The 26,370-nt window shown below is 65.9% G+C and carries 17 protein-coding genes; 8 read left to right on the top strand and 9 right to left on the bottom strand.

Going from position 1 to position 26,370, the window contains the following annotated elements; all coding sequences use genetic code 11:
• Positions 1 to 8 precede the first annotated feature (8 nt).
• Positions 9 to 524: a nitroreductase family protein gene (locus H0P51_RS04770; RefSeq protein WP_180916878.1), complete on the bottom strand. Its 516-nt coding sequence runs from the start codon at positions 522 to 524 to the stop codon at positions 9 to 11.
• 73 nt (positions 525 to 597) lie between these two features.
• Here H0P51_RS04770 and recC point away from each other — a divergent pair, with 73 nt between their 5' ends.
• The 4 genes from recC to H0P51_RS04750 all read left to right on the top strand — a co-directional run bounded on the left by recC (position 598) and on the right by H0P51_RS04750 (position 10,295).
• A complete protein-coding gene (gene recC, locus H0P51_RS04765) occupies positions 598 to 3,894 on the top strand; it encodes an exodeoxyribonuclease V subunit gamma (protein ID WP_180916877.1) in 3,297 nt (1,098 codons plus the stop codon).
• A complete protein-coding gene (gene recB / locus H0P51_RS04760) occupies positions 3,894 to 7,199 on the top strand; it encodes an exodeoxyribonuclease V subunit beta (protein ID WP_180916876.1) in 3,306 nt (1,101 codons plus the stop codon). Before recC ends, recB begins: the two co-directional genes overlap by 1 nt.
• Positions 7,196 to 8,941: an exodeoxyribonuclease V subunit alpha gene (gene recD, locus H0P51_RS04755; RefSeq protein WP_180916875.1), complete on the top strand. Its 1,746-nt coding sequence runs from the start codon at positions 7,196 to 7,198 to the stop codon at positions 8,939 to 8,941. The genes recB and recD overlap by 4 nt, the downstream gene beginning before the upstream one ends.
• Positions 8,942 to 9,023: 82 nt before the next feature.
• The gene (locus H0P51_RS04750; protein WP_180916874.1) at positions 9,024 to 10,295 is read left to right on the top strand and encodes a metal-dependent hydrolase family protein; all 1,272 of its coding nucleotides are present in this window, start codon (positions 9,024 to 9,026) and stop codon (positions 10,293 to 10,295) included.
• 12 nt (positions 10,296 to 10,307) lie between these two features.
• Here the strand turns inward: H0P51_RS04750 and H0P51_RS04745 are convergent, their stop codons facing one another.
• Entirely contained in the window at positions 10,308 to 11,249 is a 942-nt protein-coding gene (locus H0P51_RS04745) for a class I SAM-dependent methyltransferase (protein WP_180916873.1), read from the bottom strand.
• A gap of 144 nt (positions 11,250 to 11,393) precedes the next feature.
• Between H0P51_RS04745 and H0P51_RS04740 the strand changes: the two genes are divergently transcribed.
• Positions 11,394 to 13,769, top strand: a complete 2,376-nt coding sequence (locus H0P51_RS04740; protein WP_180916872.1) for a lysylphosphatidylglycerol synthase transmembrane domain-containing protein — start codon at positions 11,394 to 11,396, stop codon at positions 13,767 to 13,769.
• 9 nt (positions 13,770 to 13,778) lie between these two features.
• Here H0P51_RS04740 and H0P51_RS04735 read toward each other — a convergent pair whose 3' ends face one another.
• Positions 13,779 to 16,403, bottom strand: coding sequence for a GH92 family glycosyl hydrolase (locus H0P51_RS04735; protein WP_180916871.1), 2,625 nt, complete (start codon positions 16,401 to 16,403; stop codon positions 13,779 to 13,781).
• Positions 16,404 to 16,817: 414 nt separating this feature from the next.
• Here H0P51_RS04735 and H0P51_RS04730 point away from each other — a divergent pair, with 414 nt between their 5' ends.
• The 3 genes from H0P51_RS04730 (at position 16,818) to H0P51_RS04720 (ending at position 20,959) form a co-directional block, all read left to right on the top strand.
• Complete coding sequence (locus tag H0P51_RS04730) at positions 16,818 to 17,315, top strand: hypothetical protein (protein WP_180916870.1); 498 nt, start codon at positions 16,818 to 16,820, stop codon at positions 17,313 to 17,315.
• Positions 17,316 to 17,383: 68 nt separating this feature from the next.
• The gene (locus tag H0P51_RS04725; protein ID WP_180916869.1) at positions 17,384 to 19,606 is read left to right on the top strand and encodes an FUSC family protein; all 2,223 of its coding nucleotides are present in this window, start codon (positions 17,384 to 17,386) and stop codon (positions 19,604 to 19,606) included.
• 93 nt (positions 19,607 to 19,699) lie between these two features.
• Complete coding sequence (locus H0P51_RS04720) at positions 19,700 to 20,959, top strand: cytochrome P450 (RefSeq protein ID WP_180916868.1); 1,260 nt, start codon at positions 19,700 to 19,702, stop codon at positions 20,957 to 20,959.
• Between the two features lie 193 nt (positions 20,960 to 21,152).
• Here the strand turns inward: H0P51_RS04720 and fadD1 are convergent, their stop codons facing one another.
• From fadD1 to H0P51_RS04690, 6 genes are read right to left on the bottom strand one after another with little or no spacing between them, the layout of a single operon-like run.
• The gene (fadD1, locus tag H0P51_RS04715; RefSeq protein ID WP_180916867.1) at positions 21,153 to 22,733 is read right to left on the bottom strand and encodes a fatty-acid--CoA ligase FadD1; all 1,581 of its coding nucleotides are present in this window, start codon (positions 22,731 to 22,733) and stop codon (positions 21,153 to 21,155) included.
• Entirely contained in the window at positions 22,726 to 23,133 is a 408-nt protein-coding gene (locus H0P51_RS04710; RefSeq protein WP_180916866.1) for a Zn-ribbon domain-containing OB-fold protein, read from the bottom strand. The genes fadD1 and H0P51_RS04710 overlap by 8 nt, the downstream gene beginning before the upstream one ends.
• A gap of 1 nt (position 23,134) precedes the next feature.
• A complete protein-coding gene (locus tag H0P51_RS04705) occupies positions 23,135 to 24,337 on the bottom strand; it encodes a thiolase family protein (protein WP_180916865.1) in 1,203 nt (400 codons plus the stop codon).
• Positions 24,334 to 24,759: a MaoC/PaaZ C-terminal domain-containing protein gene (locus H0P51_RS04700; protein ID WP_180916864.1), complete on the bottom strand. Its 426-nt coding sequence runs from the start codon at positions 24,757 to 24,759 to the stop codon at positions 24,334 to 24,336. Before H0P51_RS04700 ends, H0P51_RS04705 begins: the two co-directional genes overlap by 4 nt.
• Entirely contained in the window at positions 24,756 to 25,226 is a 471-nt protein-coding gene (locus H0P51_RS04695; protein ID WP_180918745.1) for a MaoC family dehydratase, read from the bottom strand. The genes H0P51_RS04700 and H0P51_RS04695 overlap by 4 nt, the downstream gene beginning before the upstream one ends.
• A gap of 26 nt (positions 25,227 to 25,252) precedes the next feature.
• Entirely contained in the window at positions 25,253 to 26,368 is a 1,116-nt protein-coding gene (locus tag H0P51_RS04690; RefSeq protein ID WP_180916863.1) for an acyl-CoA dehydrogenase family protein, read from the bottom strand.
• Positions 26,369 to 26,370: the final 2 nt, after the last annotated feature.

Here is a 26,370-nt window from a genome sequence, read left to right as displayed (position 1 = left end):
GTGCGGTCTCACCAGCGACCGCGGTGGACAACTTCGCCAAACGGGCGACGGTTCGGTTTGCGAATCGGCCGCAGCGGCCGATCAGCGGGATATCCCAGGCCTAGCATGAAGGCGACTAGACGATCGTCAGGAACACCGAGGATCGCCCGCGCCTTGTCCTGGTCCCCCACTGATGAGTGGCCGGTGCCGATGCCCAGGTCGGTGGCGGCCAGCATCATCGCCATGGTCGCCTGACCGACATCATACTGGTCGACGATCTTGCGGCGTTCGTCCGGTGGCACCGGCACCACCAGCACGATCGCAGCCGCCGCCGACGCGATGTGCCTGGCACCCATCCAGACAGTCGAGAGTTCTTGCAGCTGAGCGCGATCGGTGACGATCACAAAATCCCACGGCTGCCTGTTCTTTGCCGACGGTGCCCGCCACCCGGCCTCGGCGATACGGTCGAGATCCGCATCGGACACGGGTTGGTTGGTGTATTGCCGGACATTGCGCCGCGCGCAGATCGCATCCCAGGTCTCCATCTGGCCATGCTGCCACCAAGTGCTGCGCAGCGGGTCGCGAGCATGTCGACACCACGGTCTAGGGTGACCCGCGATGGGCCTTCATCTGCACCGTGCCGAACGAACCGATCTGCTTGCCGACGGTCTCGGCGCCCTGCTGGCCGAGCCGCTGCCGGATCCGTTTGCCGAGGAGCTGGTTCTGGTGCCGGCCCGGGGGGTCGAGCGCTGGCTGAGTCAGCGGCTGTCCCACCGGCTGGGGTGCAAGGCGGATCGTAGCGACGGCGTCTGCGCAGGCGTTTCGTTCCGTAGCCCGGCGTCGCTGATCGCCGAGATTACCGGCACCGTCGACGACGATCCGTGGTCGCCCGAGGCGATGACGTGGCCCCTGCTGGAGGTGATCGACTGCTCGCTGGACGAGCCGTGGTGCGCCACGCTGGCAAAACATCTGGGGCACTTAGAAATTGGAGACGAGGCCGAGCTACGGCGGGGACGGCGGTACTCGGTGGCTCGGCGGCTGGCTGGATTGTTCGCCTCCTACGCTCGGCAGCGTCCCGGCTTACTGGTCGATTGGCTGGCCGGCACCGTCGGCGACCTTGATGAGGATCTCGCTTGGCAGCCCGAATTATGGCGGGCACTGGTGGCCCGGGTGTCTGCCGATCCGCCGCATATCCGGCACGAAAAGACGCTCGGGCGACTGCGCGCAGGCTTAACGGTGCTACCGGCCAGGTTGTCTCTGTTCGGTCATACCCGGCTGGCCTGCACCGACGTGGAGTTGCTTGAGGCAGTCGCCACCCGCCACGAGCTGCACCTGTGGCTGCCGCATCCCAGCGATGCAATGTGGCGGGTGCTGGCCGGCAGTCACGGCGTGCTGCCTCGTCGGGAGGACACCAGCCACCGCGAGGTCGGCCATCCACTGTTGGCCACGCTGGGCCGGGATCTGCGCGAGTTGCAGCACAGCCTGCCCGCTCGTCCCGCGACCGATGAGGCGCTCGCCGGCCCCCCACGCCCTGCCACCTTACTCGGCTGGCTGCAGTCCGACCTGGCTGCTAACTCGCTGCGGCCGCGGGGCCGCACGTTGGCGGCCGACGACCGCTCGATCCAGGTGCACAGCTGTCATGGTCCGGCCCGGCAAATCGACGTGCTTCGCGAGGTGCTGCTCGGCCTGCTTGCCGACGACCCCACGCTGGAGCCCCGCGACATCCTGGTGATGTGCCCAGATATCGAGACCTACGCGCCGTTGATCGTGGCGGACTTCGGCCTCGGGGATGTGGTGCAGGGCGTGCATCCGGCTCACCGGCTGCGGGTGCGGCTCGCCGACCGTGCGCTGTTGCAAACTAATCCGCTGCTCGGTGTGGCTTCGCAGTTGCTCGAACTGGCCAACGGCCGGGTGAGGGCGAGCGAGGTGCTCAACTTCGCGCAATCCGCTCCGGTGAGAGCACGTTTCGGGTTCGGTGACGACGATTTGGAGGCCATCACCCGGTGGGTGCGCCAGGCGAATATCCGGTGGGGCTTCGATCGGGAACACCGCGCACCATTCGGAGTTGACTTCGTCCACAACACATGGCGATTCGGTATTGACCGTGTGCTGGCGGGAGTCGCGATGTCGGAAGCCTCGCACTCGTGGATCGATTCGACCTTGCCGCTCGACGACGTCGGCAGCAACCGGGTCGAATTGGTCGGTCAGTTCGCCGAATTCGTCGACCGGCTGCAGCGCGTGGTCGACTCGCTGACCGGAACGCGTACGCTGCGGGCTTGGTTGACCGCGCTGACGGACGGCATCGCCTTGCTGACCAAGATCGATGATGCCGATGCCTGGCAGACCAGTCAGCTGCAGCGCGAGTTCGGTGACGTGCTGGGCACCGCGGGGTCCCGGTCAAAGACACCGTTGCGGCTGCCCGATATCCGCGCGCTGTTGCACCGGCACCTGGCCGGGCGTCCCACTCGAGCGAACTTCCGCACCGGCACGCTGACGGTCTGCACCATGGTTCCGATGCGTTCGGTCCCGCACCGGGTGATTTGCCTGGTGGGTCTGGACGACGGCGTCTTTCCGCGCCTAGGTGTCGTCGACGGCGACGATGTGCTGGCTCGCCGCCCAATGACCGGTGAGCGCGACATCCGTTCCGAGGACCGCCAACTGCTCCTCGACGCGGTCGGTGCGGCCACCAGCCATCTGGTCATCACCTATACCGGCGCAAACGAGTACTCGGGTCAGCGCCGACCACCCGCGGTGCCGCTGGCTGAGTTGCTCGACACCTTGGACAAGACAACCGAACACCAGGTCCGTTCCCGAATTGTCATCGAACATCCTTTGCAGCCTTTCGACATTCGTAACGTCGAACGCGGGCGCCTGGTGCCGGACGAGCCGTTCAGCTTCGATCCGACCGTGCTGCGTGCGGCCCGGGCGGCCAGCGGAATTCGCGCCGAGCAACCGAAGTTCATCTGTGGGCCGCTGCCGCCTCCGCCGCTCGACGATGTTGGCCTGGCCGATCTGATCACCTTTTTCAAAGATCCCGTGAAGGGTTTCTTTCGGGCGCTCGAGTACACGTTGCCGTGGGACGTGGACGGCGTCGCGGATGCCATGCCGGTGGAGATCGACGCGTTGGAGGCGTGGACCGTCGGCGATCGGATGCTCAACGACATCTTGGCCGGCATGGCTCCAGACGAGGCCCGCCATGCGGAGTGGCGGCGCGGCACGCTGCCGCCCGGACGACTCGGCTGGCGCAAGGTGACCGAGATCCGTGACCAGGCTGCCCTGCTCGCGGATGCGGCACTGCAATACCGGCACGCCGAAGCGGCTGTCTACGACGTGGACATCGACCTCGGTGGCAGGCGGTTGACCGGCACCGTGCCACAGGTTTTCGGAGACCGACTGGTGTCGGTGACGTACTCCAAGCTCGACGGCAAGCATCTGCTGCAATCGTGGATTCCGTTGTTGGCGTTGCTTACCGAGTTCCCTGGGCGCGACTGGTCCGCCATTTGCATAGGGCGGCCGAAGCGGGGATCCACCCCGCGCGAGGAAGGGCTGGGGCAACCACAGCAGTCCCCCGTCGAATTGCTGCGCGACCTCGTATCCATCTACGATGCCGGACGCCGGGAGCCAGTTCCCTTGCCCGTCAAGACGTCCTACGCGTGGGCGGTGGCCCGCTACTCCGGCGAGGACCCGCTGACCAATGCCAGATACCGGTGGAAATCCGAGCGTTACCCCGGCGAGGACGACGAGCCTGCTCACGTGCGCGCCTGGGGCAGGCACGCACCGCTGAGCGACCTGATGCAGCCGTTGCGGCCCGGCGAGGAGCACGAGGGAGAGGACAATCGCTTGGGCGCCTATGCCGCTCGCCTCTGGCTGCCGATGCTGCGGGCCGAGCTGCGCGCCGAGCGGAGGTCTCGCTGATGCTAGCGTTCGACCTGCTCGGGCCGCTGCCCGGCGATCGCTCTACCACGGTCCTGGAAGCCAGTGCCGGAACCGGCAAGACGTTTGCGTTGGCCGGCCTGGTGACCCGGTACGTCGCCGAAGGCCGGGCCACCCTGGATGAAATGTTGCTGATCACGTTCGGACGAGCGGCCAGTCAAGAGCTTCGCGAGCGGGTGCGATGCCAAATAGTCGACGCACTCAATGCTTTCGACGATCCTGCGTCGGTAGGCGACAACCAACTTATCTGCCGCCTCGTCGCGGCCACCGACACCGAACGTGAACAGCGCAGGCAACGCCTGCGAGATGCATTGGCCGGCTTCGACTCCGCAACTATCGCAACCATCCATCAGTTCTGTCAGTTGGTGCTCAAATCGCTGGGGGTGGCTGGCGATACCGACGCCGGAGTCACCTTGGTCGAGGATCTCGGCGAACTGGTCACCGAAATCGTCGACGACCTATTCCTGGCTCATTTCGGGCAGGAGCGTGACGATCCCGTACTGGATTACCCCGAGGCGCTGCGTATCGCGCGGAAGGCGGTGAATAACCCGTCGACGCAGCTGCGGCCACTCGACGCGCCGCAGGGATCTTCGGCGGCGGTCCGAGTTGATTTCGTGAAAAACGTTCTGGCCGAGCTGGAACGGCGCAAGCGCAAGCGCGGGATCCTGGGATACGACGATCTGCTTATCCGGTTGGCAGTCGCCCTCGATACCGACGACTCCCCGGCCCGCGTCCGCATGCATCAACGCTGGCCGATCGTGATGGTCGACGAGTTCCAGGACACCGACCCGGTACAGTGGCAGGTGTTGCAGCGCGCGTTCAGTGGGCGGTCCACGCTGATCCTCATCGGTGACCCCAAGCAGGCCATCTACGCGTTTCGCGGCGGCGATATCGTGACCTATCTGCATGCCGCAGCCAACGCAGGCGACAAACGGACGCTGGCGATGAACTGGCGAAGCGACGCCGCGCTCGTCGACCGGCTGCAGGCGGTGTTGCTCGGTGCCGAACTCGGCGGCCCCGACATCGTCGTGCGCGATGTGCAGGCGTATCACCGAGGCCACCGCTTGGCCGGCGCGCCGCGCAACGATCCGTTCCGGATCCGCGTGGTGCGACGAGAAGCATTGGGCCGCAGCGGACTTCAAAATATACCCATCGGGGAACTGCGGGAGCACATCGGGCGCGACCTCGCTGCGGACATCGGCGCTCTGTTGGCCGGCGGAGCCACGTTCGGTGACAGACCGCTGGAGGCTCGGGACGTCGCGGTGATCGTAGAGACGCACAAGGATGCCCGCGCGTGCCACCGGGCACTGTCCGACGCCGGAATCCCGGCGGTGTACACCGGCGATTCGGACGTGTTCGCCTCGGCGGCGGCCGACGACTGGCTGGCGCTGCTGGAAGCCTTCGACCAACCACACCGACCCGGCATAGTGCGCGCCGCAGCGGCGACCATGTTCTTCGGCTATACCGCCGAAGACCTCGCCGGCGGCGGTGACTCGCTCACCGACGGCGTAGCCGACACCTTACGCAGCTGGGCCGACCACGCCCGACAGCGCGGAGTGGCGGCGATATTCGAGGCCGCGCAAATGGCCGGCATGAGTGACCGGGTGCTGTCCTGGCAAGGCGGCGAGCGGCACATGACCGACCTGGCGCACCTGACGCAGCTCCTGCAGGAAACCGCCCACCGCGAGCATTATTCGCTGCCTGCGCTGCGGGATTGGCTGCGCGATCAGCGTGACGAACGGGGCGGCGCCATCGAACGCAACCGCAGGCTGGACAGCGACGCCGCGGCGGTCCAGATCATGACGGTGTGGGTGAGCAAGGGCCTGCAGTATCCGATCGTCTACCTGCCTTTCGCGTTTAATCGCAATATCCAGGAACGCGATCTGGTGTTGTTCCACGATGGGCAGGTGCGTTGCCTGCATATCGGGGGCAAGGACAGTCCGGATTTCGCCGAGGTCGAACAGCTGGGTTGTCGGGAAGCGGCCAGCGACGACAGCCGGCTGACCTACGTGGCGCTGACGCGGGCCCAGTCACAAGTTGTGGCCTGGTGGTCGCCGGCGTATGACGAACCAAACGGGGGCTTGTCCCGATTGCTGCGCGGCCGGCGCCCCGGAGAGGCGGCGGTGCCCGACCGCTGCACGCCCGCCAAGATCAGCGATGAGGAAGCGTGGGCGCGACTGCAGGAGTGGGCTGACGCAGGTGGCCCGGTCATCGAAGAATCCGTGATCGGCCCGCATCCGACCATTTCGGGCCGAATAACGCCATCAGACCTGAGCATTCGCCACTTCCACCGACCCATCGACACCGCATGGCGGCGCACGTCCTACTCGGGCCTCCTCCGAGTGTCGGAGGGATCCGTCGGCGCGAGCAGTGAGCCCGAGGTCGCCGAGCTGGACGACGAAGTCGGCGACATTGCGCTGGCCGAGCCCGCAGCCACCGCCGATGTACCCTCGCCCATGGCTGCGCTGCCGACCGGGGCGAAGTTCGGTTCGCTGGTGCACGCGGTTCTGGAGACAGCCGATCCGTTCGCCGCCGATCTCGCCGGTGAGTTCGCGGCGCAGATCCGGGTGCATTCGGTGTGGTGGCCGGTGGATGTGCCCGCCGAGGTACTGGCCGATGCTCTGGTCCCGATGCATGACACTCCGCTAGGCCCGCTGGCCGAGGGTATGACGCTGCGGCAAGTCGGCTTACGGGATCGGTTGCGCGAGTTGGAATTCGAATTTCCTTTGGCCGGCGGTGACGTGCGCGGGGGCGCGGCGGACATCCGACTCGCGGATGTGGGGCTGTTGCTGCGATCCCACTTGCCCGCCAGTGACGCGTTGGCCTGCTACGCCGACAGGCTCATCGACGAACCGCTGGGCGACCAATCGCTGCGCGGGTATCTCAGCGGTTCGATCGACGCGGTGTTGCGGATTGCCGACGGCGCCGAATACCGGTATCTGGTCGTCGACTACAAGACCAACTGGCTCGGCGACCCGGACCGCTCTGCGCTGACGGCAGCCGACTACACCCGGGGGCGGCTGGTCGAAGCGATGCTGCACTCGGACTATCCACTGCAGGCGTTGCTGTACAGCGTTGTGCTGCACCGGTTTCTGCGATGGCGCGTGGCCGATTACGACCCGGACCGGCACCTGGGCGGGGTGTTGTACCTGTTCCTGCGCGGCATGTGCGGACCGGACACTCCGGTGGTCGACGGACACCCGGCCGGCGTGTTCAGCTGGGCGCCGCCGGCGGCGTTGGTGACGTCGATTTCTGATCTGCTCGACGCGGGCAGGGTTGCCGTATGACCGTCGACCCGGCGGACTGGCGGCAGGCCGTCGGGGCCACCGGGGTGTTGCGGACTTTCAACGAGGCCGGTGTGATCGATTCCGCGGATATTCATGTTGCACAAAGGCTTTCGGAGATTACCGGCGAGTCGAACCCGCTGGTCTCGCTGGCCGTGGCATTGGCGGTGCGTGCGTTGCGAGGCGGCTCGGTCTGCCTCGACTTGCGCTTGGTCGAGGCGCAGGTCGGCGTGACGGGTTTGCCGTGGCCGGCACCGGACGCGTGGCTGGCCGCGGTGCTGGCCAGCCCGCTAGTTGGATTCCCTTCGGTGTTGCGCGTCTACGACCACCGCCTGTTGTACCTGGACCGGTACTGGCGCGAGGAGCAGCAGGTCGCCGAAGACTTCGTAGCCTTGTTGTCCAGCCGCGCAGCGGAAGACGTGGCTGGTATCGACCGCCTGTTTCCGCCTGACTTCGCGGAGCAACGTGTGGCGGCGAACGTCGCGCTACGACAAGGGTTGACCGTGCTTACCGGTGGCCCGGGCACCGGCAAGACAACCACGGTGGCTCGGCTGCTGGCGCTGTTCGCCGAGCAGGCTGAACTGGCCGGCAGACCGAGGATGCGAATCGCATTGTCGGCGCCGACGGGCAAGGCCGCAGCCCGCCTCAACGAGGCGGTGCAGTTAGAAATCAGTAAACTGACTGCGGTTGACCAACAACGGGTTTCGGGCCTACGAGCCACCACATTGCACCGGTTGTTGGGCAGCCGACCGGATACCGCGACGCGATTTCGCCATCACCGCGGCAACCGGTTGCCGCACGACGTCATCGTGGTCGACGAGTGTTCGATGGTGTCGCTGACCATGATGGCGCGACTGCTCGAGTCGGTGCGACCCCAGACCCGCCTGCTGCTCGTCGGCGACCCGGACCAGTTGGCCTCGGTGGAAGCAGGGGCCGTCCTGGCCGACCTAGTGGACGGGCTGGGGACGCAGCAAACCGCACTTGCGATGTTGAAAACCTCACACCGCTTCGGTGAATCGATTGGCGCGCTGGCACTGGCGATCCGCGACGGTGACGCCGACCTGGCAGTCGACGTGCTGCGTGCCGGCGGGGATCACGTCGAATGGATTGACACCGACGATCCGAGGACACAATTGCGCAATTTAGCTGTACCGCATGCACTCCGGTTGCGGGAGGCCGCTGCGCTGGGGGACGCGACAGCCGCGCTGTCGACCCTCGACGAGCATCGACTGCTGTGCGCGCACCGGCGGGGCCCGTACGGCATTCAGTATTGGAACCGGCAGGTCGAGCGCTGGCTGGCGGAGGCCACGGGCGAGCCGATCTGGTCGACCTGGTACGTCGGCAGACCCGTGCTCGTCACGAATAACGACTACGGGTTGGGCGTCTACAACGGCGACGCCGGTGTAACCGTTCTCGACGCAGATCGTAGGGACACGCTGCGCGTTGTCATCGCCGGTGCCGAAGATGTGCTCGAGTTCGCCCCCAGCCGGTTGTCGGATGTCGAGACGATGCACGCGATGACGATCCACAAGAGTCAGGGCAGCCAGGCCGATACCGTCACCGTGCTCATGCCGCCGGAGGATTCGCGACTGCTGACGCGCGAGCTGTTCTACACCGCGGTCACCCGCGCCAAGACGAAGGTTCGTGTGGTCGGCCCTGAAAGCGCGGTGCGCTCCGCCGTCGGACGACGAGCGATCCGGGCCAGCGGCTTGGCGCACCGGCTCATGCCACCGCCGCGTCAATGAGAGGACGCGTTCTTTAAGCTGGCCATGGACGCTTTGCGGCGCCCGGTGACGTCAGCTTCCAGGTGTCGACGAGGAGTTCCGGATGCAAACGCACGACCTCCGCATCGCCAATGTCAACGTCTTCGACAGCGTGGACGCCCGCATCACCGGACCGCTGGACGTCACGCTCCGCGGCGGCCTGATCGCGACGGTCACCCCCAGTACTGGCAATGGCGCCGGAACATCAAGCGGGCCAACGCTCGACGGTACGGGGAAGACCTTGCTACCGGGTCTGATCGATGCACACTGGCACGCTGCCTTCACCACCATCCCGGCGATCGAGGCGCAGGTCAGCGAGATCGGTTACGTGATCGCCAAGGCCGTGGTCAGCGCGGAAGAGACGCTGTCGCGCGGCTTCACCACGGTTCGCGACCTGGGCGGCCCGGTGTTCGGGATAAAGCAGGCCATCGACGAGGGCGCAATCCTGGGTCCGCGCATCTTCCCGGCCGGTGCTTTCATCTCGCAATCCGGCGGCCACGGCGACTTCCGGTTGCCCAACGAGGTACCGCGCGGCATCTGCGGTCACCTGAGCTACACCGAGATCGTGGGTGCGGCCGTCATCGCCGACGGTGAAGCCGAGGTGCTGCGCGGGGCGCGAGAAGTTTTGCGCCGCGGCGCATCTCAAGTGAAGCTGATGGCTGGCGGCGGAGTCGCTTCACCCTACGACCCGCTCGATGTCTCGCAGTTCACCTACGCCGAAATGCGCGCAGCGGTGGAAGCTGCCGAGAACTGGGGCACCTACGTCACGGTGCACGCCTACACTCCCCGGGCGATCCGTACCGCCGTGGCGGCCGGTGTCCGTTGCATCGAGCACGGCCAGCTCATAGACGAGGAGACTGTCGAGATGCTGGCCGAAAAGGACATCTGGTGGTGTTTGCAGCCGTTCCTCGACGACGAGGATGCGACACCATTGCCTCCCGCCAATATTCCCAAGTTCAAGCAGATGGTCGCCGGCACCGACCGGGCCTACGAACTCGCGATCAAGCACAACGTCAAGATCGCGTTCGGCACCGACACCTTGTTCGATGCCCACCTCGCGACCCGCCAAGGCGCCCAGCTGGCCAAGCTGACGCGCTGGTTCAAGCCGGCAGAAGTGTTGCAGCAGGCTACGTTCCACAATGCGCAGCTGCTGGCCATGTCTGGGCCGCGCAACCCTTATCCGGGCCGGCTGGGGGTGGTGGACGAAGGAGCGCTGGCCGACCTGATCCTGGTCGACGGGGACCCGGTCGCCGACATCTCACTGATCGCCAGGCCCGCCGAGGCTTTCACCGCCATCGTCAAGGATGGACGACTGGTCAAGGGCAGCACCGCCTAGCGAGCGCCGCGGCTAGGAGCGCACCGCGGCGACAAACAGCGTGCGCGGCGTGGGGTCTTCGATCCCGTCGGGAACCCCGCGACCGTAACCCGCCATCAGCTCCCTGGCCGGAGTCACCGTGGCCTGCCACCCGTGCCGGCTCAGCCAGCTGCCGACGTCTTCGCGTTCCTCGAGGTACCACAGCTCTTGGGTGGCGGGCACCTGGCGATCCGGGTCTGCCTTTGCGATCAGCCCACGCAGCCGTTGCCCTCGCTCCTGCCGCTGCGCCAACAGGTCCGGATCCATCCAACCGGGTCCGTGCGCCTCCACGGCGATCCGACTGCCAGCGGCGGACAAGCCCTGGATCCGCTCAAACAGCAACTCGTGGGCTGCTGCCGGGAGATAAGGCAGTAAACCTTCGACCGACCAGGCGCTGCGCGCCGACGGGTCGAACCCGGCCCGTCGCAGCGCCGCCGGCCAGTCGTCACGCAGGTCCACGGCGACGCCGATCCGGTCGCAGGACGGCTCGGCACCGTGGCCGGCCAAGGTGGAAACCTTGAAGTCCAGCACCTTGATCTGGTCGAGTTCGTAGACCGTGGTCCCGTCCGGCCAGGGCAACCGCCATGCTCGCGAGTCCAGCCCAGCGGCCAGGATCACAGCCTGGTTCACCCCTGCCTGGGCGGCATCGAGGAAGAAACCGTCGAAGAACGCGGTCCGACACGCTGTGTAGCTCACCATCAATTGCATCTCAGCCGGCAACTGCGGCTCGGCCTCGATCACCGCGTCCGGCAGGTCGGCGGTGAAAAACCAGCTCCACACCCCGTCCCCGACGGCGTCCAGGAATACCCGTGCGAAGGGGTCGTTGATCAGCGGATCTTCACTTTCGGTCTCGGCGGCCCGCCCCGCGGCTACCCCCAGCGCGGTGGCCCCTACGCTCTCGGTGATCTCCCAACTGTCGCCATCGCTACGCGCCACGCCCAGACCCCCTCTTTATGGGACACATCCCTGCCGACCCTACTTGAGCAGGATCGGCAGAGGTCGGCACGTTAAGTTGTCGTAGAACAGCCGACGCCGGCACCCGCAACCGATCCGAAGGACCCCGAGGGACGAGCCGTGCACATGCGAGTTGACGGTCGCGACATCACTGTGTCCGGCAGCTTGCTGCAACCACTCACCCGGCGGACCAACGACATCATCCGGCTGGCGCTGGCGACGGTGGCCCTAATAGCGGTGGTGACGAGCTCACTGATCACCCGGCCGCGATGGGTGGCCCTGGAAAAATCCATCTCCGAGATCGTCGGGGTGTTGAGCCCCAACCAGGCCGATCTGGTGTACCTGGTGTACGGCACCGCGATCCTCGCGCTTCCGTTCGTGATCCTGATCGGGCTGATCGTTTCCCGGCAATGGAAGCTGCTTGCGGCATACGCCGCCGCCGGGTTGATGGCCTTCCTGCCGCTGTCGATCAGCAGCAACCGGATCGCGGCACCGCGCTGGCACTTCGACCTCTCCGACAAACTCAGCACGCTGCCCGCCCAGTTTCTCGACGACCCTCGATGGATTGCGATGCTGGCGGCGGTGCTGACCGTGTCGGGCCCGTGGTTGCCGGCGCGCTGGCGGCACTGGTGGTGGGGATTGTTGCTGGCCTTTGTGCCGATCCACCTCGTTGTCAGCGCGATCGTCCCCGCCCGTGCGGTGGTCGGATTGGCAGTGGGCTGGTTCGTCGGCGCCTTCGTGGTGCTGGTGGTCGGAACTCCCGCACTCGAGGTGCCGCTGGACGGCGCGGTTCGCGCGTTGGCCAAGCGCGGATTCCTGGCGTCCCGACTGCTGGTGGTGCGCCCCGGCGGCCCGGGACCGCTGGTGCTCTCGGCCGAATCCACCGATCCCGAGGCCAGTGCGACGGTCGAGCTGTACGGCCCGCATCAACGCAGCGGCGGCGCGCTGCGCCAGCTGTGGTGGAAGTTGCGGCTGCGCGGGTCGGAGACCGCTCCGCTGCAGACCTCGCTGCGCCGGGCGGTGGAGCACCGCGCACTAATGGCCATCGCGATCGGTGATATTGGCGTCGCCAACTCCGCCACCATCGCGATGGCCGCGCTCGACCGCGGGTGGACCCTGTACGCGCACAATCCAGTTCAGGGTATTCCGCTCGACGAGTGCGCGGCCGAAACACCGGTACTGCAGGTGTGGAAGGCATTGCGGACCCTCAACGACCATCAGGTATCCCACGGCGACTTGCGCTGCAAAGAGATCACCGTCGCCGACGGCCGGGTTTTGTTCGGCGGTTTCGGCGCCGCCGAATACGGCGCCACTGACGCCCAGCTGCAATCCGATATCGCCCACCTGCTGGTGACCACATCGGCGTTGTATGACGCGAGGTCGGCGGTGGCCGCCGCGATCGATGCGTTCGGCAAGGACACCATCCTCGACGCCTCCCGGCGACTAACGAAATCGGCTGTGCCGAAACGTATCCGGGCATCAGTGCCCAATGCGAAGGCGGTGATCGCTGACGCCCGCGGGGAAGTCAAGCGGCAGACCGGCGCCGACCAGATCAAAGACGAGACCATCACCCGGTTCAGCCGCAGCCAGGTCATCCAGCTGGTGCTGATCGGAGCCCTGGTCTACGTCGCATACCCGTTCATCAGCACCGTGCCGACGTTCTTCTCCGAGCTCCGGAACGCCAATTGGTGGTGGGCGTTACTGGGCCTGACGGTATCGGGCTTGACCTATGTCGGTGCGGCCGGCGCGCTGTGGGCCTGTGCCGACGGGCTGGTGAGCTTCTGGAAGCTCACAATCATGCAGATTGCCAACACTTTTGCGGCAACCACGACCCCTGCAGGGGTGGGCGGGCTGGCTTTGAGCACTCGGTTCCTGCAAAAGAGCGGCCTCAACGCGCTGCGCGCCACCGCCGCGGTGGCCCTGCAACAAGCCGTGCAGGTGATCGTCCACCTGTCGCTGCTGATCTTCTTCAGCGCGGTGGCCGGAACCTCGACCGACCTGTCGCATTTCGTGCCGAATGCCACGGTGCTGTACCTGATCGCCGGGGTCGCGCTGGGCATCATCGGCACCTTCCTGTTCGTGCCCAACCTGCGGCGCTGGCTGGCCATTGAGTTGCAACCCAAACTCAAGGAGGTCACCAATGACCTCGTCGAGCTGGCCAAAGAGCCCAAACGACTTGCGCTGATCGTATTGGGCAGTGCCGGAACAACCCTCGGTGCAGCGCTAGCGTTGTGGGCTAGCGTGGAAGCGTTCGGTGGGGGCACCACGTTCGTCACCGTCACGGTCGTCACGATGGTGGGTGGGACGTTGGCGTCGGCCGCCCCCACCCCGGGTGGCGTCGGTGCAGTGGAGGCCGCCCTGATCGGTGGACTCGCCGCGTTCGGCGTGCCCGCGGCCATCGGGGTGCCGTCCGTACTGCTGTACCGGGTGCTCACCTGCTGGCTGCCGGTGTTCATCGGATGGCCGGTGATGCGCTGGCTGACCAAGAACGAAATGGTCTAAGCAGCTTAGCTATTCGTCGAATGACGGCCGTGTCACCAGGAGAACGACGGCTCGCCTGCTGGTGTCGCCGACGGTTGTCGTCAGATACACCGGATAGTTGTCGTCGGGCACCGACGACGCCACCGTGATTGCGACGTCGACCGTCGCCGAACCGTCGTCGTCGAAGCGTCCGGAAACCGGCGCCACGGTGATCCCGCCGGCCGCGGCGGCACCGGTGACCCGGTAGTCGACGACACCGGCGAGCATCCGCTGCAAGTCGAGTTCGACGGTGCGCGTGGTCCCCTGCGCGATGGCCACGATCGGTTGGGCGACGTTGATGGTGACCGTCGCACTACCTGCCTCGAACGACGGCGGCGCCGAGGATTCGGCGGTGCCCCAGGACTTGTCGGGACGCCCCGACAGTAGGAAGGAGACATCACCGCCGGTTCCGATGATCGACTCGGGCAGGTACGTGCGATCGGTGGGTTGCCCGTCGATACTGAGGCTCCGGATGTACCTGAGCCGATTGACGCCGGAGGCGCCGGGCGCGGTGATTCGAATGGATTTGCCTGCCCCAAGGCTGATTTCGGCCCGGTCGAACAGCGGTGTGGCGATTGTCAGGATGGGAGTACCCGGGGTGCTAGGGTACAGGCCGAGCGCCGCCCAGACATACCAGCTGGACAACGCGCCGAGGTCGTCGTTTCCCGGAGCGCCGTCGGGAGTGGGGCCGAACAGACCGCGCACGCGGTCGACAGTGCGCTGGGTTTGCCATGGCTGGCCGAAGTAGTTGTATAACCACGGCACACCGAAACCCGGCTCGTTGCCCGCCCACAGATAGGGCTTGTTGGGGCCTACGTTGATGCGTTGGGTGAACCTGTCGAGCCGCTGCGCCGCCGCGGCGCGACCGCCCAGGGCGGTGGCCAGGCCGGCCACGTTGTGGGGCACCCACCACAGGTACTGCTCAGCATTGCCCTCGTCGTAACCGAACTGGCCGAAACCCGTGTGACTTTCGATGAATCCCGGGCCCGTGCGGAAGAAGCCGCTGGGGCCGCGCGGGGAGATGTAGCCGGTGGTGGGATTGAACAGGTTCTGCCAGTACTGGGAGCGGCGCTGGAATTCCCCGGCCGTCGCCGCGTCGCCCAGTGCATCGGCGAAGCGGGCAATGGTGAAATCGTCGATCGACCACTCCAGCGTGACCGAGGCGCCCGGTCCGAATTCGGGCAGCTGCGGGGCGTAGCCCAGCCGTAGATAGGTCTCGATTCCCGGCCGCTCCACGTAGCCGTTGCGTCCGACGCCACCGCGGGTCGCGGCGTCGACCATGTAGGCCAGCGCCGTCCGGGTGTCGAAGTCCTTGGCCCCGAACATATATAGGCTCACGATTAGCGGAACTACGCTGTCGCCGGTCATCTGGCTTGTCGCAGCATTTGCCAGCGCCCAGCGGGGTAGCGCTCCGCTCTGTTCGGCGTCGTCGACCAGCGCCTGTGCCATATCGCTGGCCCGCTCGGGGAAGATGAGCGCCTGCAGGGCGGCCAAACTGCGGTAGGTGTCCCAGTCGGAGTAGTTGGCGTAGTGCGTATGCCCTTGTCGTACAACGTGGATTATGTTGTCGAAGCCGATGTAGCGGCCGTCGTGGTCGTTGAATGTGTTGGGGTGCAACAATGACCGGTACAGGCAACTGTAGAAGGTCTGCACGTCGCCGGGGTTGCGACCCGCCACCGCAATGCGTTTGAGCGCGCCGTTCCATTCGTCGGCAGCCGCCGCGTGCGTGTCGTCGAAGCTCCTTTCGCCCTCCGCTGCGAGGTTCGCCTGGGCACCATCGATGCCGACGTAGGAGATCGCGGTTCGCACCTCGACCACCGAGCCGGCGTCGAACTCGACATATCCCCCGCTGTAAGGGGAATTGGAGCTGCGGGACCCGTCGGCCACCGAGTAGCCATCCCAGGTGCCGTACGAGCTGAACGGCTGACTGAACTTCATCGCGAAGTAGACGGTGTAGGTATTGGACTTGTCGCAGAACGATCCGCTGGTCGCCCAGCCGGTGATCGTGGTGTTGTCCTCGTTGATCTGGATGGCGGCGCGTGAGGCGCCGGCCAACGACGCACCGGAACGCACATGGAACAGTGCTCGCCGGCCGTCGTGTGGATAGCTGAATCGTCCGATGCCGGTGTGGGTGGTCGCGGTGAGTTCGGCTTTCACCCCGGTGTCGGGGAACCGCACCGCGTAGTAACCGGGCGTTCCGACTTCGGTGCGGTCGTGGGCGATGCGCTCCCACGCGTACCAGGGCTGCGAACCGGTGGCGGTGGTGGTCGGCAACATCGAGATGTCGCCGAACGCAGGGCAGCCCACCGATGCGTGGGTCATGCTAAACCCCGTGGCCCGCGGATTGTCGTGCGCGTAACCCGCGTAGTTGTTCACCGTGTCGGGCGAGTACTGCACCATGCCGAACGGCACCGTGGCGCCCGGAAAGTTGTTGATCTCCCCCACCACTTTGCCCCCCGTCCCGGTACCGATCAGGGTGTCGACGTGATCGACGGGATTGACGACCGTGGTGGGTTCGCCGTCGTAGGCCGTCGGCGAACCCGCGATCAACGGGACGAACAGGACCGGCACCGCAAGCATCGCGACGAGAACCCGCCACACCCGCCGCGACCTCATAGCAGTCTCATTACTCCACGCACGGCCTTCAGGGGCGTATTTGGGCAAACGACGCGCCAGCTATCTATGGACCGTTTGACATGTTCGACTCGTGTCAGTCCGACATCGCCGGCACAGAACCGGCGAATTCAAGACCTCCACTTCCACGAATGTCTCCACCTCGCCGTCGACGTCGACTTCGACCTCGTCGGGACGCCGAGTCCGTCGCCGGGTCAAGCCCATTACACCGTCGACGACAGCTTCAGGGACAAGAACGCTGATGGACGTCACCCACACCATCGACGACCAGACCGTCATCACACCCTGACCTAGACCGCCAACGAGGGGCGCCGCGGAGCCGGGCTGGCTTCGCGGCGCTTCGTTTTGTCGGTACTGCTGGCCGCGCCCGACCGCGATTGGTCTTACGGTTGATCTATGACTGAACAGTCCTATGCCGTAGATATCGGCCACCCGCCGTCGGCGCTGCTCCGTGCCGTCAACCCCGTGCTGGGCTTTCTGCTGGGCACGCCATTGGCCGGTCCGCTGCGTAAACAGCTGATGGTGCTCAGGTTCAGCGGTCGCAAATCGGGGAAGCAGTTTTCCATTCCGGTGAGCGCTCACGTCATCAATGACGGCCACTCCGCAGACCTCTATGCACTGGCCGGCGCCCACTGGAAGTACAACTTCTCCGGGGGCGGCCCCGCGCAGGTCGTCTACGACGGCCAGACCAGGCCGATGCGCGGTGAAATCGTCGAGGATCGGGCCAAGACGCACGAACTGTACCTGCGCTGCGCGCAATCCTATGGGGCCAAGAAGGCACAGCGCTTGATGGGGCTGAAATTCCGCGACAACCACATCCCGACGCTGCAGGAATTCGCCGAGGCGATCGAGCGGCTGAAACTCGTCGCGATCAAGTTCACTCCGGCCCTGTAGCGGATCTTCTTGCGCACAACACAATCGCCCGGCTCGCGCGTCGACACCGCGTTTGATCGATCCGACGGATGAGGCAGGCCACGATTCCCGAACCGGCGGCGGCGTTCTACCAGCGGGCGCGGACCTGGACGATCGGCTCCGATCCGGGGTTGCTGCGACTGAGGTTGGCTATCCGCACAACACTTGCCCTAGGTTGTTCCCTGCTGGTGATGTTCTTGCTGACCCGGGCGACCGGGCAACCGCTGACCGTCGCCCTGCTCGGTGCGGTGATCACCATGGTGGCGGCCCGATCGGTCAACGAGCCCGACCCTCGCGAGCAGCGGATCACGATGGCGATGCTGCCGCTGCCGGCGGCTCTGTCCATTGTCGTGGCCACGCTGCTGGCACCGCATCGAATCGCCGGCGACGCCGTCTTTGTGGCGGTGGTTTTCGTCGCTGTCTACGTCCGGCGATTCGGCGCTCGCGGTCGCGCGCTGGGCATGGTGGGTTTCATGGCCTACTTCTTCACCCTCTACCTGCGGGCCGGCGTGCGCGAGGTGCCGTGGATGGTCGGCGCCGTGGTAGTGGGCACCTTCTTCACGTTCTTGATGACGGCCTACGTGCTCCCTGATGATCCAGAACGCGTGCTGCGAGCGACTATTCGCTCGCTGCGAGCACGCATGGCGATCGTGGTCGATACCACCGCCGATGGGCTGCAAGCGGGCCAGCTCGACGAGCGGCACCGCCGCCGGGTCCGTGCCCGCGTCGCACGCCTCAACGACACCGCGTTGATGGTGCAGGACCGGATCGAGGACAAAGCAAACCCGACCCCGATCGGAGAACGACTGGCGCCGTGGTTGTTCGATGCCGAACTGGCCGTCGAATGGGTCGCGCTCGCGGGTCAGCGTGCGGCACTGGTTGCTTCGGAGATTCCGGCCGGCACCCTCAGTGAACTGATCGGCGCACTCACCCGACTTGCGCGGGCCATCAGGTCTGGAACCCGCGACGGGTTAGACGCGGCCGCGGAGCGGGCTCAGCGGGTGCTCGACGAGCATCCTGCTACCTCGCAAGGACTGGGCGAGACAGCGGTACGCCGGCTCGCCATGTCGATAATCGCCGCCGCGACGGCCACTTCCGAGGCACGGACGCAAGTCGAGCAGGTTGCCGACGACGCCGGTCAGGATCGCGAACCGGATGACGAGCATCTCGAGCCGGACGCCGAATCCGATGCCGAACCCGCCGCCGCGCGGCTGCGGCCGACGACGCGGCAAGCCATCCAGGCGAGCGTCGCGGCGGCGCTGGCGATCATCGCCGGTGACCAAGTGTCACCGGACCGCTGGTATTGGGCCGTGATCGCGGCCTTCGTGGTCTTCGCCGGCACCAACACCTGGGGCGAAAGCCTCACCAAGGGCTGGCAGCGGCTGCTGGGCACCGCCCTGGGAGTGCCCTGCGGGATGATGGTCGCCACCCTGTTCGCCGGCGACGAGGTCGCGTCGCTGGTGATGGTGTTCGTGTGCCTCTTCTGCGCGTTCTACTTCATGCAGGTGACCCAAAGCCTGATGGCGTTCTGGATCACCACAATGCTGGCGCTGCTGTACGGGCTGATGGGTCAATTCAGCGTGGACGTACTGGTGCTCCGGATCGAGGAGACCGCGATCGGCGCCGTCATCGGGGTAGCGGTGGCAATCCTGGTGCTGCCCAACAATATTGGCGCTACCGTGCGAAGCGACACCCGCGAGTTCTTGACGGCACTGTCAACGCTGATCGACACATCCATGGCCGAGATGTTCGGCCGCGGCCCGACCGGCAGCCCGACGGAGCAGGCACGGCAACTCGACCGCAAACTGCAGCAGTATCGGGCCACCGCCAAACCCCTGCTTGCCGGCGTGACCGGACTGGCCGGCCGGCGCAGCATCCAGCGCAGCTTGCGACTGTTCGCCGCGTGTGATCGCTACGCCCGGGTGCTGGCTCGCCGCAGCGAGCAGTATCACGACCCTGACTGCCCCGCTGAGCTCGCCGAGGCCGTGACCCATGCCGCAACACAGGTTCGGCGCAACATCGACGCATTGGTCGCCACCCTCGACGGCGAGCACCCGGCGACCATCGTCTCGGCCTCCGATGCCCTGGATGCCGCGGAAACGTTGGCCAGAGCGCACGACGACACCTTCGATCCCGGCCGGCCCGGGCCGGATCCGCGTCGACATCCTGCTGTCCTGCATCAGCTGCGGCAAATCGACCGCGTGGTGGTCGCCGCCGCAACCCACCTTGATGCCGATGCGGTACTCAAATCCCCTGACTCACGGCCGAATTGATGCCATCAGGACGCGAGCTCTTCTCCGTAGCCGGGTCAGCGACTACGATCGGGCGCAACGCTGCGCTTGGCACCTCGTCGAGGAGGAAGTCCCATGGCCGCTCCGAACCTGCCACCGGGCTTCGACTTCACCGATCCTGACATCTATGCGCACCGACTGCCGGTGCAGGAATTCGCCGAGTTGCGCGCCACCGCGCCGGTCTGGTGGAACGAGCAGCCCTTGGATCAAGGCGGTTTCGGCGACGGCGGCTATTGGGTGGTGACCAAGCACCGCGATGTTCGCGACGTATCGTTGCGCAGCGACGTGTTCTCGTCCGCCGAGAAGTCCGTCGTGCCGCGCTACCCACAGGAGCTGGCTTCGGCGCAGATCGAGGCGGGGCGGGCGTCGATGATCATGATGGACGACCCCGAGCACACCCGGTTGCGCAAGATCGTCGCCCGCGGGTTCACACCCCGTGCCGTCGAGCGGTTGCGCACCGACCTCGCTGAGCGGGCGCGGCAAATCGCCGCCCGTGCGGCCGCCGAGGGCTCGGGCGACTTCGTCCGACAGGTAGCCTGCGAATTGCCGCTGCAGGCCATCGCCGGGTTGCTCGGCGTACCGGTGGAAGACCGCGAGAAGCTATTCGACTGGTCGAACCAGATGATCGGCAGCGACGACCCTGAGTTCGCCGAGCACGACTCTTTGACAGCTGCAGCCGAAATGATGTGGTATGCCATGCAATTGGCGGCCCAAAAGGCCCAAAACCCCGGCCCGGACATTGTCTCGACGCTGATCCAGGCCGACGCCGACCAGAACCTGTCCGAGGCCGAGTTCGGCATGTTCGTAGTCACTCTGGCCATCGCCGGCAATGAGACGACCCGCAATTCGATCACCCAGGGCATGATGGCGTTCACCGACTTCCCCGACCAGTGGGATCTGTTCAAGGCGCAACGCCCCACGACTGCGGCCGACGAGATCATCCGTTGGGCCACACCGATTACCGCATTCCAGCGCACCGCCGTGGTCGACACCGAAGTCGGCGGTGTCGCGGTCAAAAAGGGCCAGCGAGTGGTGTTGTTTTACCGCTCGGCCAACTTCGACGAAGACGTGTTCGACAACCCGTACGCCTTCGACATCCTGCGCAGCCCCAACCCGCACGTCGGATTCGGCGGCACCGGCGCGCATTACTGCATCGGCGCCAACCTTGCCCGCATGACGATCGACCTGATGTTCAACGCGATCGCCGACACCGTGCCCGACCTCACGTCGGTCGCCGAACCCGTGCGGCTGCGCTCGCCGTTCATCACCGGTATCAAGCACTGGCAGGTTGATTACGGCAGCTCCTGCGCCGCCAAACACGCTCCCGCAGAATAGGGTTCGTCGTTCTTCGCAACGCCGCCGTCAGCGTGCTCGAACACCCTTTGACCGGGCGCATGGGACCACTCCAATGGCAACCGCCCGGCCCACCGTTGTATGACGGACAGGTTCAGCGATGCCGGGATCAGGCAAGCGAGCACTTGCGCAGATCTGTGCCGACCTTCCCGGCCCGGACTCCGGCACGGGTCGCTTAACCCGCTACGGCCACATAACGTCTTCCGCGATCCTCCCTCATCCACAAGACACCGCCGCCTCCGGCTGTCGGGCCGGCCTTGATGAGTTCGCGTTTGAGGATCTTGTTGGTCGCCGTCCGAGGCAGCGCGGCCTCGATCCGTACGTATCGTGGCCAGGCCTTGGGCGAGAGGTCCGGTTGTGCTGCCAGGAACTCACCGAATTGCTTGGGTGTCAACGCCGCTTGGCTGTTGAGCACCAGAGCGGCCATCACCTGGTCACCGACGTGTTCGTCGGGCACCGCGTAGACGGCGAGATGGTTGACCTCGGGTAGGCGTTGCAGGATCCGCTCGACGGGTCCGGCAGCTAGGTTCTCTCCGTCTACCCGCATCCAGTCCGAGGTTCGCCCGGCCAGGTAGATCCAGCCGTCGGCGTCGCGGTAAGCCAGGTCACCCGACCAGTACATGCCATGTCGCATCCGCTCGTCGGTGGCCGCGGTGTCGTTGTAGTAGCCGGTGAATCCACCCGAACCGTAGGTGTTGACCAGTTCCCCGACAGCTTCGTCGAAGTTGACCAGTGCACCGCTTTCGTCGAAAAGCGCCGCGGCGCACTCGGTCAGGGTGTCGGGGTGATACACGCTGACGCCCGGATACCCCCTGCCGATTGAACCGGCCGGCGTCCCGTCTTCGCGCATAACGACAACGGCGAACTCGCTGGAGCCGAAGCTGTCCACCACCCGGCATCCGAAACGCCTTGCGAATTGCTCGATGTCGCGTTCGGTGGCCTCGTTCCCGAATGCCGCGCGCAGCGAGTTGTTGGCATCATCGGGCTGCTCGGGGGTGGCCAGCACCAGTGCCAGTGGCTTGCCGACATAGTTCAGGTAGGTGATGCCGTAGCGGCGGATGTCGGCCAGGAATCGCGACGGCGAGAACTTGGCGGGCACCATCGCCGCACCCGCGCTGAGCGCCACCACCCAGCCGGCCGCGACCCCATTGGAGTGGAACAGCGGCATCGCCAGGTAGCACACGTCGTCGCGGGTAAGCTCGAAGCGTTCGACCAGGCTGGCCCCGCACAGGATTCCCATCGCGTGCGCGAACGGCACCGCCTTCGGGTCGCCGCTGGTGCCGGAGGTGAAGATGATCACCACCGGGTCGGCGCCAGACACTTCGACGGGCACGAGGGGGCCCGCTGCCGCCACCGCGTGGCGGTACCCGGCTTCGTCGACGTTCACAACGGTGACACCGGCGAGGTCGAGCGCGTCAAGCAGCACGCGGTGCTCGTTGTCGACAAGCACCAGCTGAGAATCCGAGCGCAAGATGTCGGTCTCCAGACCCGCCCCGCGACGGGTCGTGTTGAGCCCGCACAGCACGTATCCGCCCAGCGCGGCGCCCGCCATCGCGCGCAGCATCGCCGGCGAATTGCCGAGCAGCGCAGCGATATGCAACGGTCGTTGTCGGTCGAGGCAGTTCAGCACCATCGAGGCCTCGGCCGAGGCCTCGGCCAGGTGCTGACGCCAGGTCCAGGTCCGCTCGCCGTGTATCACCGCCACCGCGTCGTCGTCCAGGCGGGAGCGCAGCAGCTGCTGAAGGGTCTCAATCACTGGCGGGCCTGTAGCGCAACAACGTCACGGCGCCGGTGTCGCAGAACACCGGGGAGACCCGCATGCCGATGCGGATGTCGTGGGGTGCGACGTCGACCAGCTCGGTACTGACGCGAGGGCCGACGTCCCATTGCACGACCGCCAAGAGTTGCGGCAGCCGCTCGGCCCACGGCGGTCCGGTCGGGCGGCGCGCGACCGTGTAGGTATACAGCGTTCCGGCACCGTCGATTTCGCGCCATTCCAGGTCGTCGGCCAACGTCCCTGGTGTCAAAGTGCGGGGATAGAAGACGTAGCGGCCCGACGACGGCGAATATTGGATCCGTATCTTATTCTCGCGCAACCCATCCCAGAACGGCAGTGACACCGGCGTCGGTTCGGGCAATGGGCGGGGATCGGTCATGTCAGTCGCCTCCCAGCACGAGGGCGACCTGCTCGCTCATGATGCCGCCGTTGCCCGTCACGAATGCGGTGTTGCAGTCGGGCACCTGCGCGACCCCGGACCGGCCCATCAGCTGACGTGCGCCGTCGACTACGTGGTGCATGCCGCCCGCCATGCCGGCCTGTCCGAATGACAACTGGCCGCCGGCGGTATTGACCGGGAAATCACCCCGGAAGGTCAGATCGTGTTCGGTCAGCCAGCTCATCCCGCTGCCCTTGTCGCAGAACCCCGCGTCCTCCAGGGTCATCAGCACTGTGATGGTGTAGCAGTCGTAGATTGAGGCGACATCGATATCGGCACGATCCAGTTCGGCCATTGCGAAAGCCTTTTCGGCGGCGCGTGCGATCGGGGTATGCAGGAGGTCGTCGGCATACGTTGGCGTTTTGAAGCGAATGTGCTCGCCGAAGCCCTTGATCCAGACCGGCCGGTGCCGACCGCGGCGTGCCACGTCGGCGTTGGCGACCAGCACCCCGGCCCCGCCCTGCACCCGCATCACGGTCTCCAGCATGTGGATCGGATCGGCGATCACCGGACTGCTCAGCACGTCCTCGACGGTGAGGGGCTTGCCGTGGAACACCGCGCCGGGGTGGGCACCGGCGTTGGTGCGCTGATGTACCGCGATGAGCGCCAAAGCAGCTGCATCATAACCGTATTCGGCCCTGTACCGCTGGGCGATCTGGGCGTAGGGAGCGTTCTGACCGACGTTGCCGTACGGGATCTCAAATTCGGCCTGCGGTGAACCATAGTTGTTGCTCGACGCACCGTACCAGCCCAATGTCCGGCCCGGCCGCTGCTCGGAGCCAGGAATCTCCAACGACCCGGGCACCACCACTAGCACCGCGTCACACACTCCCAGTTCCACTGCCGCGGCCGCTCGCCAAACCATGCCGGCGGCGGTGGCGCCACCCAGATCGACTCGATCGCCGAAGTCCAGTGGAATCCCCAGATACTCCGACAGGGTGGCGGGCGCGAACATGTCCGACTCCGCGAGGCCATGGCACGAGAGCCCGTTTACCACTGCGGGATCGACACCGGCATCCTCGATCACCATCTTGGCCAGCAGGGCGTATTGATCCAGGGTGAACGACGGTGGCCGACTCTGACGGCGCTCGGCGGGCAGTTCCGCGATCCCGACGATGGCCGCTTCGCCACGCAACCCGCTCATCGCTCGGCCCGCTGCGGCAGTGCGACCGTGGCCGTGCCGGGCATCAGCACGTCCTCGCCGCGCCGACAGTAGATGTCCAGGTCTACCAGACCGGCCGCCTTGCCGGTCACGACACCACCGAAGGTCAACTCCTGACCCGGATAGGCGATGGCGCGGTTCTGCACCGAGAAGCGGACCAGTCTGCCGTCGCCGCCGATCCAGTCGGTCAGCGCCCGCGACAGCAGTGCTGCCTGCAGCGGCCCCTGGACCAGGACGTTGTCGTAGCCTTCAACGTCGCGTGCCCATACTTTGTCGTAGTGGATGCGGTGCCCGTTGTAGGTTGCGGCGCTGAAGAGGAACATTTGCGTCTCGGTCACCGTAACGGTCAATGACGTTATTTCAGAGCCGGTTTCGATGTCTTCATAGTGGATCTGATCGGTCATGCGGGCCTGGCAATCATCGACGTCGTAGCTTCGGCCAGCAGCTCGGCGTGTTGGTTGCGGTATTCGGCATGCCAGGTGACCACCACGAATTGCCCTGATTTGCCGCGCTTTTCGACGATCGACTCGATCGTTCGTACCAGTTTCACCTGGTCGTGGTGATAGGCCGGACCGTGGAAGGTGGTGCTTTCCCCACCCGCCATTCGCCGCGGGGCGCGTGGGAACGACAAGCTGCCGGTCGTGGCGCCGGACGATCCGTCGGACCGCAGTTCGTCAAGTCTCGTCACGCCGAGGATGGCGTACTGCAGGAACAATGGCGGACAGATGATGTCGCGGTATCCGTGCGCGTGGGCGTAGTCGGGTTCGAACCACAGCGGGTTGTGGTCGCCGACCGCGGCGGCCCACCGCTGCCAATCCCGCCGGCTCACCTCGCCGACAGCGGTGGCCACCACGCTGCCGACACGCGCCATCGAGTCCGGATCGATAAGGCTCTGACTCAACCTCGTTCCTCCCAATTCATCTCACCGTCAAGCCATCTCGCGGCGTCGTCGGCACCACCCCCGAGGGTGGCGAGTACGCGTGCGCGTTCGGAGAACAGGTGTAGGTCGGTGTCCACGACATAGCCCATGCCGCCGTGCAACTGGTGGGCGTCCAGGGTGATCTGCTTGACCCGGCACGCATGCATTTTGGCGATTGCGGTCTCGCGGGTTGCGGTGTGGCCGCGACCGATCCAGAACACCGCGGAGTGGGCAGCTAACCGCGCCGATGCCAAAGCGATATGCATGTCCGCCACCAGATGTTGGGCGGCCTGGAATGAGGCGATTGGACGGCCGAACTGTTCACGCATCCGAGTGTGATCGACAGTGCGTTGCAGCACCGCCTCGGCTACGCCCACCAGGTCAAGGCAGAACAGGGCAACGGCTGCGTTGGCCACCCGGCGCAGATCAGGATCAGCCAGCTGCCCCAGGATCCGAAGGTGGTCGTTGACGAGCAGCTCGTCGAATTCCACCGTGAACGCCCGATGCCCGCCCATCATCGCGAGAGGTTCCACGTGAAGGTCGGCGGTGTCGATCACGAAACCCAGTACCGCTGAGCCGGTATCAGCGCTGACGACGATCAGATCGGCCAGGTCGGCATCGGCGGTGAAGTCTAGGCGACCGGTCAATATCCAGCGTCCGTTGCCGTCCGCACGCGCGCGCAACCGCGGCGCCAGGTCGGCGGCGTCGCGTGGGTTGCACAGCGCGGTGGTCCCGCGCACACGTCCCGACGCCAGTGCCGGTAGCCAGGACTCGCGCGCCGCCGGGCCGCCCAACCATTCGATGGCCAGCGCAGCAAGCGTCGTAGTGTGGAAAACCAAGGGGCACAACGCACGCCCAGCTTCGACGTAGCAGACGCCGAGGTCGGCCAATGTCCCGCCCGAACCACCGAAGCGTTCCTCGATCGGCAGGCCGAGTACGCCCGCTTCGGCAAGCGATTTCCACAGTTCCGCGGTGATGCGGTCACCGTCGGAACTGTGCAGTGCACGCGCCAACGTCGTCGGACAATCGGCGCTGAACACGCTGCGGCACATGGTGGCCAGATCCTGCGCATCTTGATCGGGAATCAGTCGCATGC

This window comes from Mycobacterium vicinigordonae (genome assembly GCF_013466425.1).
GTDB lineage: Bacteria > Actinomycetota > Actinomycetes > Mycobacteriales > Mycobacteriaceae > Mycobacterium > Mycobacterium vicinigordonae.
Note: the sequence above shows the minus strand (reverse complement) of the source record. Positions and strands in the feature narration are given on the sequence as shown.

What these genes read in the sequence shown, in the direction of transcription:
- H0P51_RS04705 (WP_180916865.1), bottom strand. Translation starts at nt 24,337, where the DNA reads ATGAGCGGGTTGCGTGGCGAAGCGGCCATCGTCGGGATCGCGGAACTG.
- recB (WP_180916876.1), top strand. Translation starts at nt 3,894, where the DNA reads ATGCTAGCGTTCGACCTGCTCGGGCCGCTGCCCGGCGATCGCTCTACC.
- recC (WP_180916877.1), top strand. Translation starts at nt 598, where the DNA reads ATGGGCCTTCATCTGCACCGTGCCGAACGAACCGATCTGCTTGCCGAC.
- H0P51_RS04725 (WP_180916869.1), top strand. Translation starts at nt 17,384, where the DNA reads ATGAGGCAGGCCACGATTCCCGAACCGGCGGCGGCGTTCTACCAGCGG.
- H0P51_RS04720 (WP_180916868.1), top strand. Translation starts at nt 19,700, where the DNA reads ATGGCCGCTCCGAACCTGCCACCGGGCTTCGACTTCACCGATCCTGAC.
- H0P51_RS04700 (WP_180916864.1), bottom strand. Translation starts at nt 24,759, where the DNA reads ATGACCGATCAGATCCACTATGAAGACATCGAAACCGGCTCTGAAATA.
- recD (WP_180916875.1), top strand. Translation starts at nt 7,196, where the DNA reads ATGACCGTCGACCCGGCGGACTGGCGGCAGGCCGTCGGGGCCACCGGG.
- H0P51_RS04695 (WP_180918745.1), bottom strand. Translation starts at nt 25,226, where the DNA reads ATGGCGCGTGTCGGCAGCGTGGTGGCCACCGCTGTCGGCGAGGTGAGC.
- H0P51_RS04690 (WP_180916863.1), bottom strand. Translation starts at nt 26,368, where the DNA reads ATGCGACTGATTCCCGATCAAGATGCGCAGGATCTGGCCACCATGTGC.
- H0P51_RS04740 (WP_180916872.1), top strand. Translation starts at nt 11,394, where the DNA reads ATGCGAGTTGACGGTCGCGACATCACTGTGTCCGGCAGCTTGCTGCAA.
- H0P51_RS04710 (WP_180916866.1), bottom strand. Translation starts at nt 23,133, where the DNA reads ATGACCGATCCCCGCCCATTGCCCGAACCGACGCCGGTGTCACTGCCG.
- H0P51_RS04770 (WP_180916878.1), bottom strand. Translation starts at nt 524, where the DNA reads ATGGAGACCTGGGATGCGATCTGCGCGCGGCGCAATGTCCGGCAATAC.
- H0P51_RS04730 (WP_180916870.1), top strand. Translation starts at nt 16,818, where the DNA reads ATGACTGAACAGTCCTATGCCGTAGATATCGGCCACCCGCCGTCGGCG.
- H0P51_RS04750 (WP_180916874.1), top strand. Translation starts at nt 9,024, where the DNA reads ATGCAAACGCACGACCTCCGCATCGCCAATGTCAACGTCTTCGACAGC.
- H0P51_RS04735 (WP_180916871.1), bottom strand. Translation starts at nt 16,403, where the DNA reads ATGAGGTCGCGGCGGGTGTGGCGGGTTCTCGTCGCGATGCTTGCGGTG.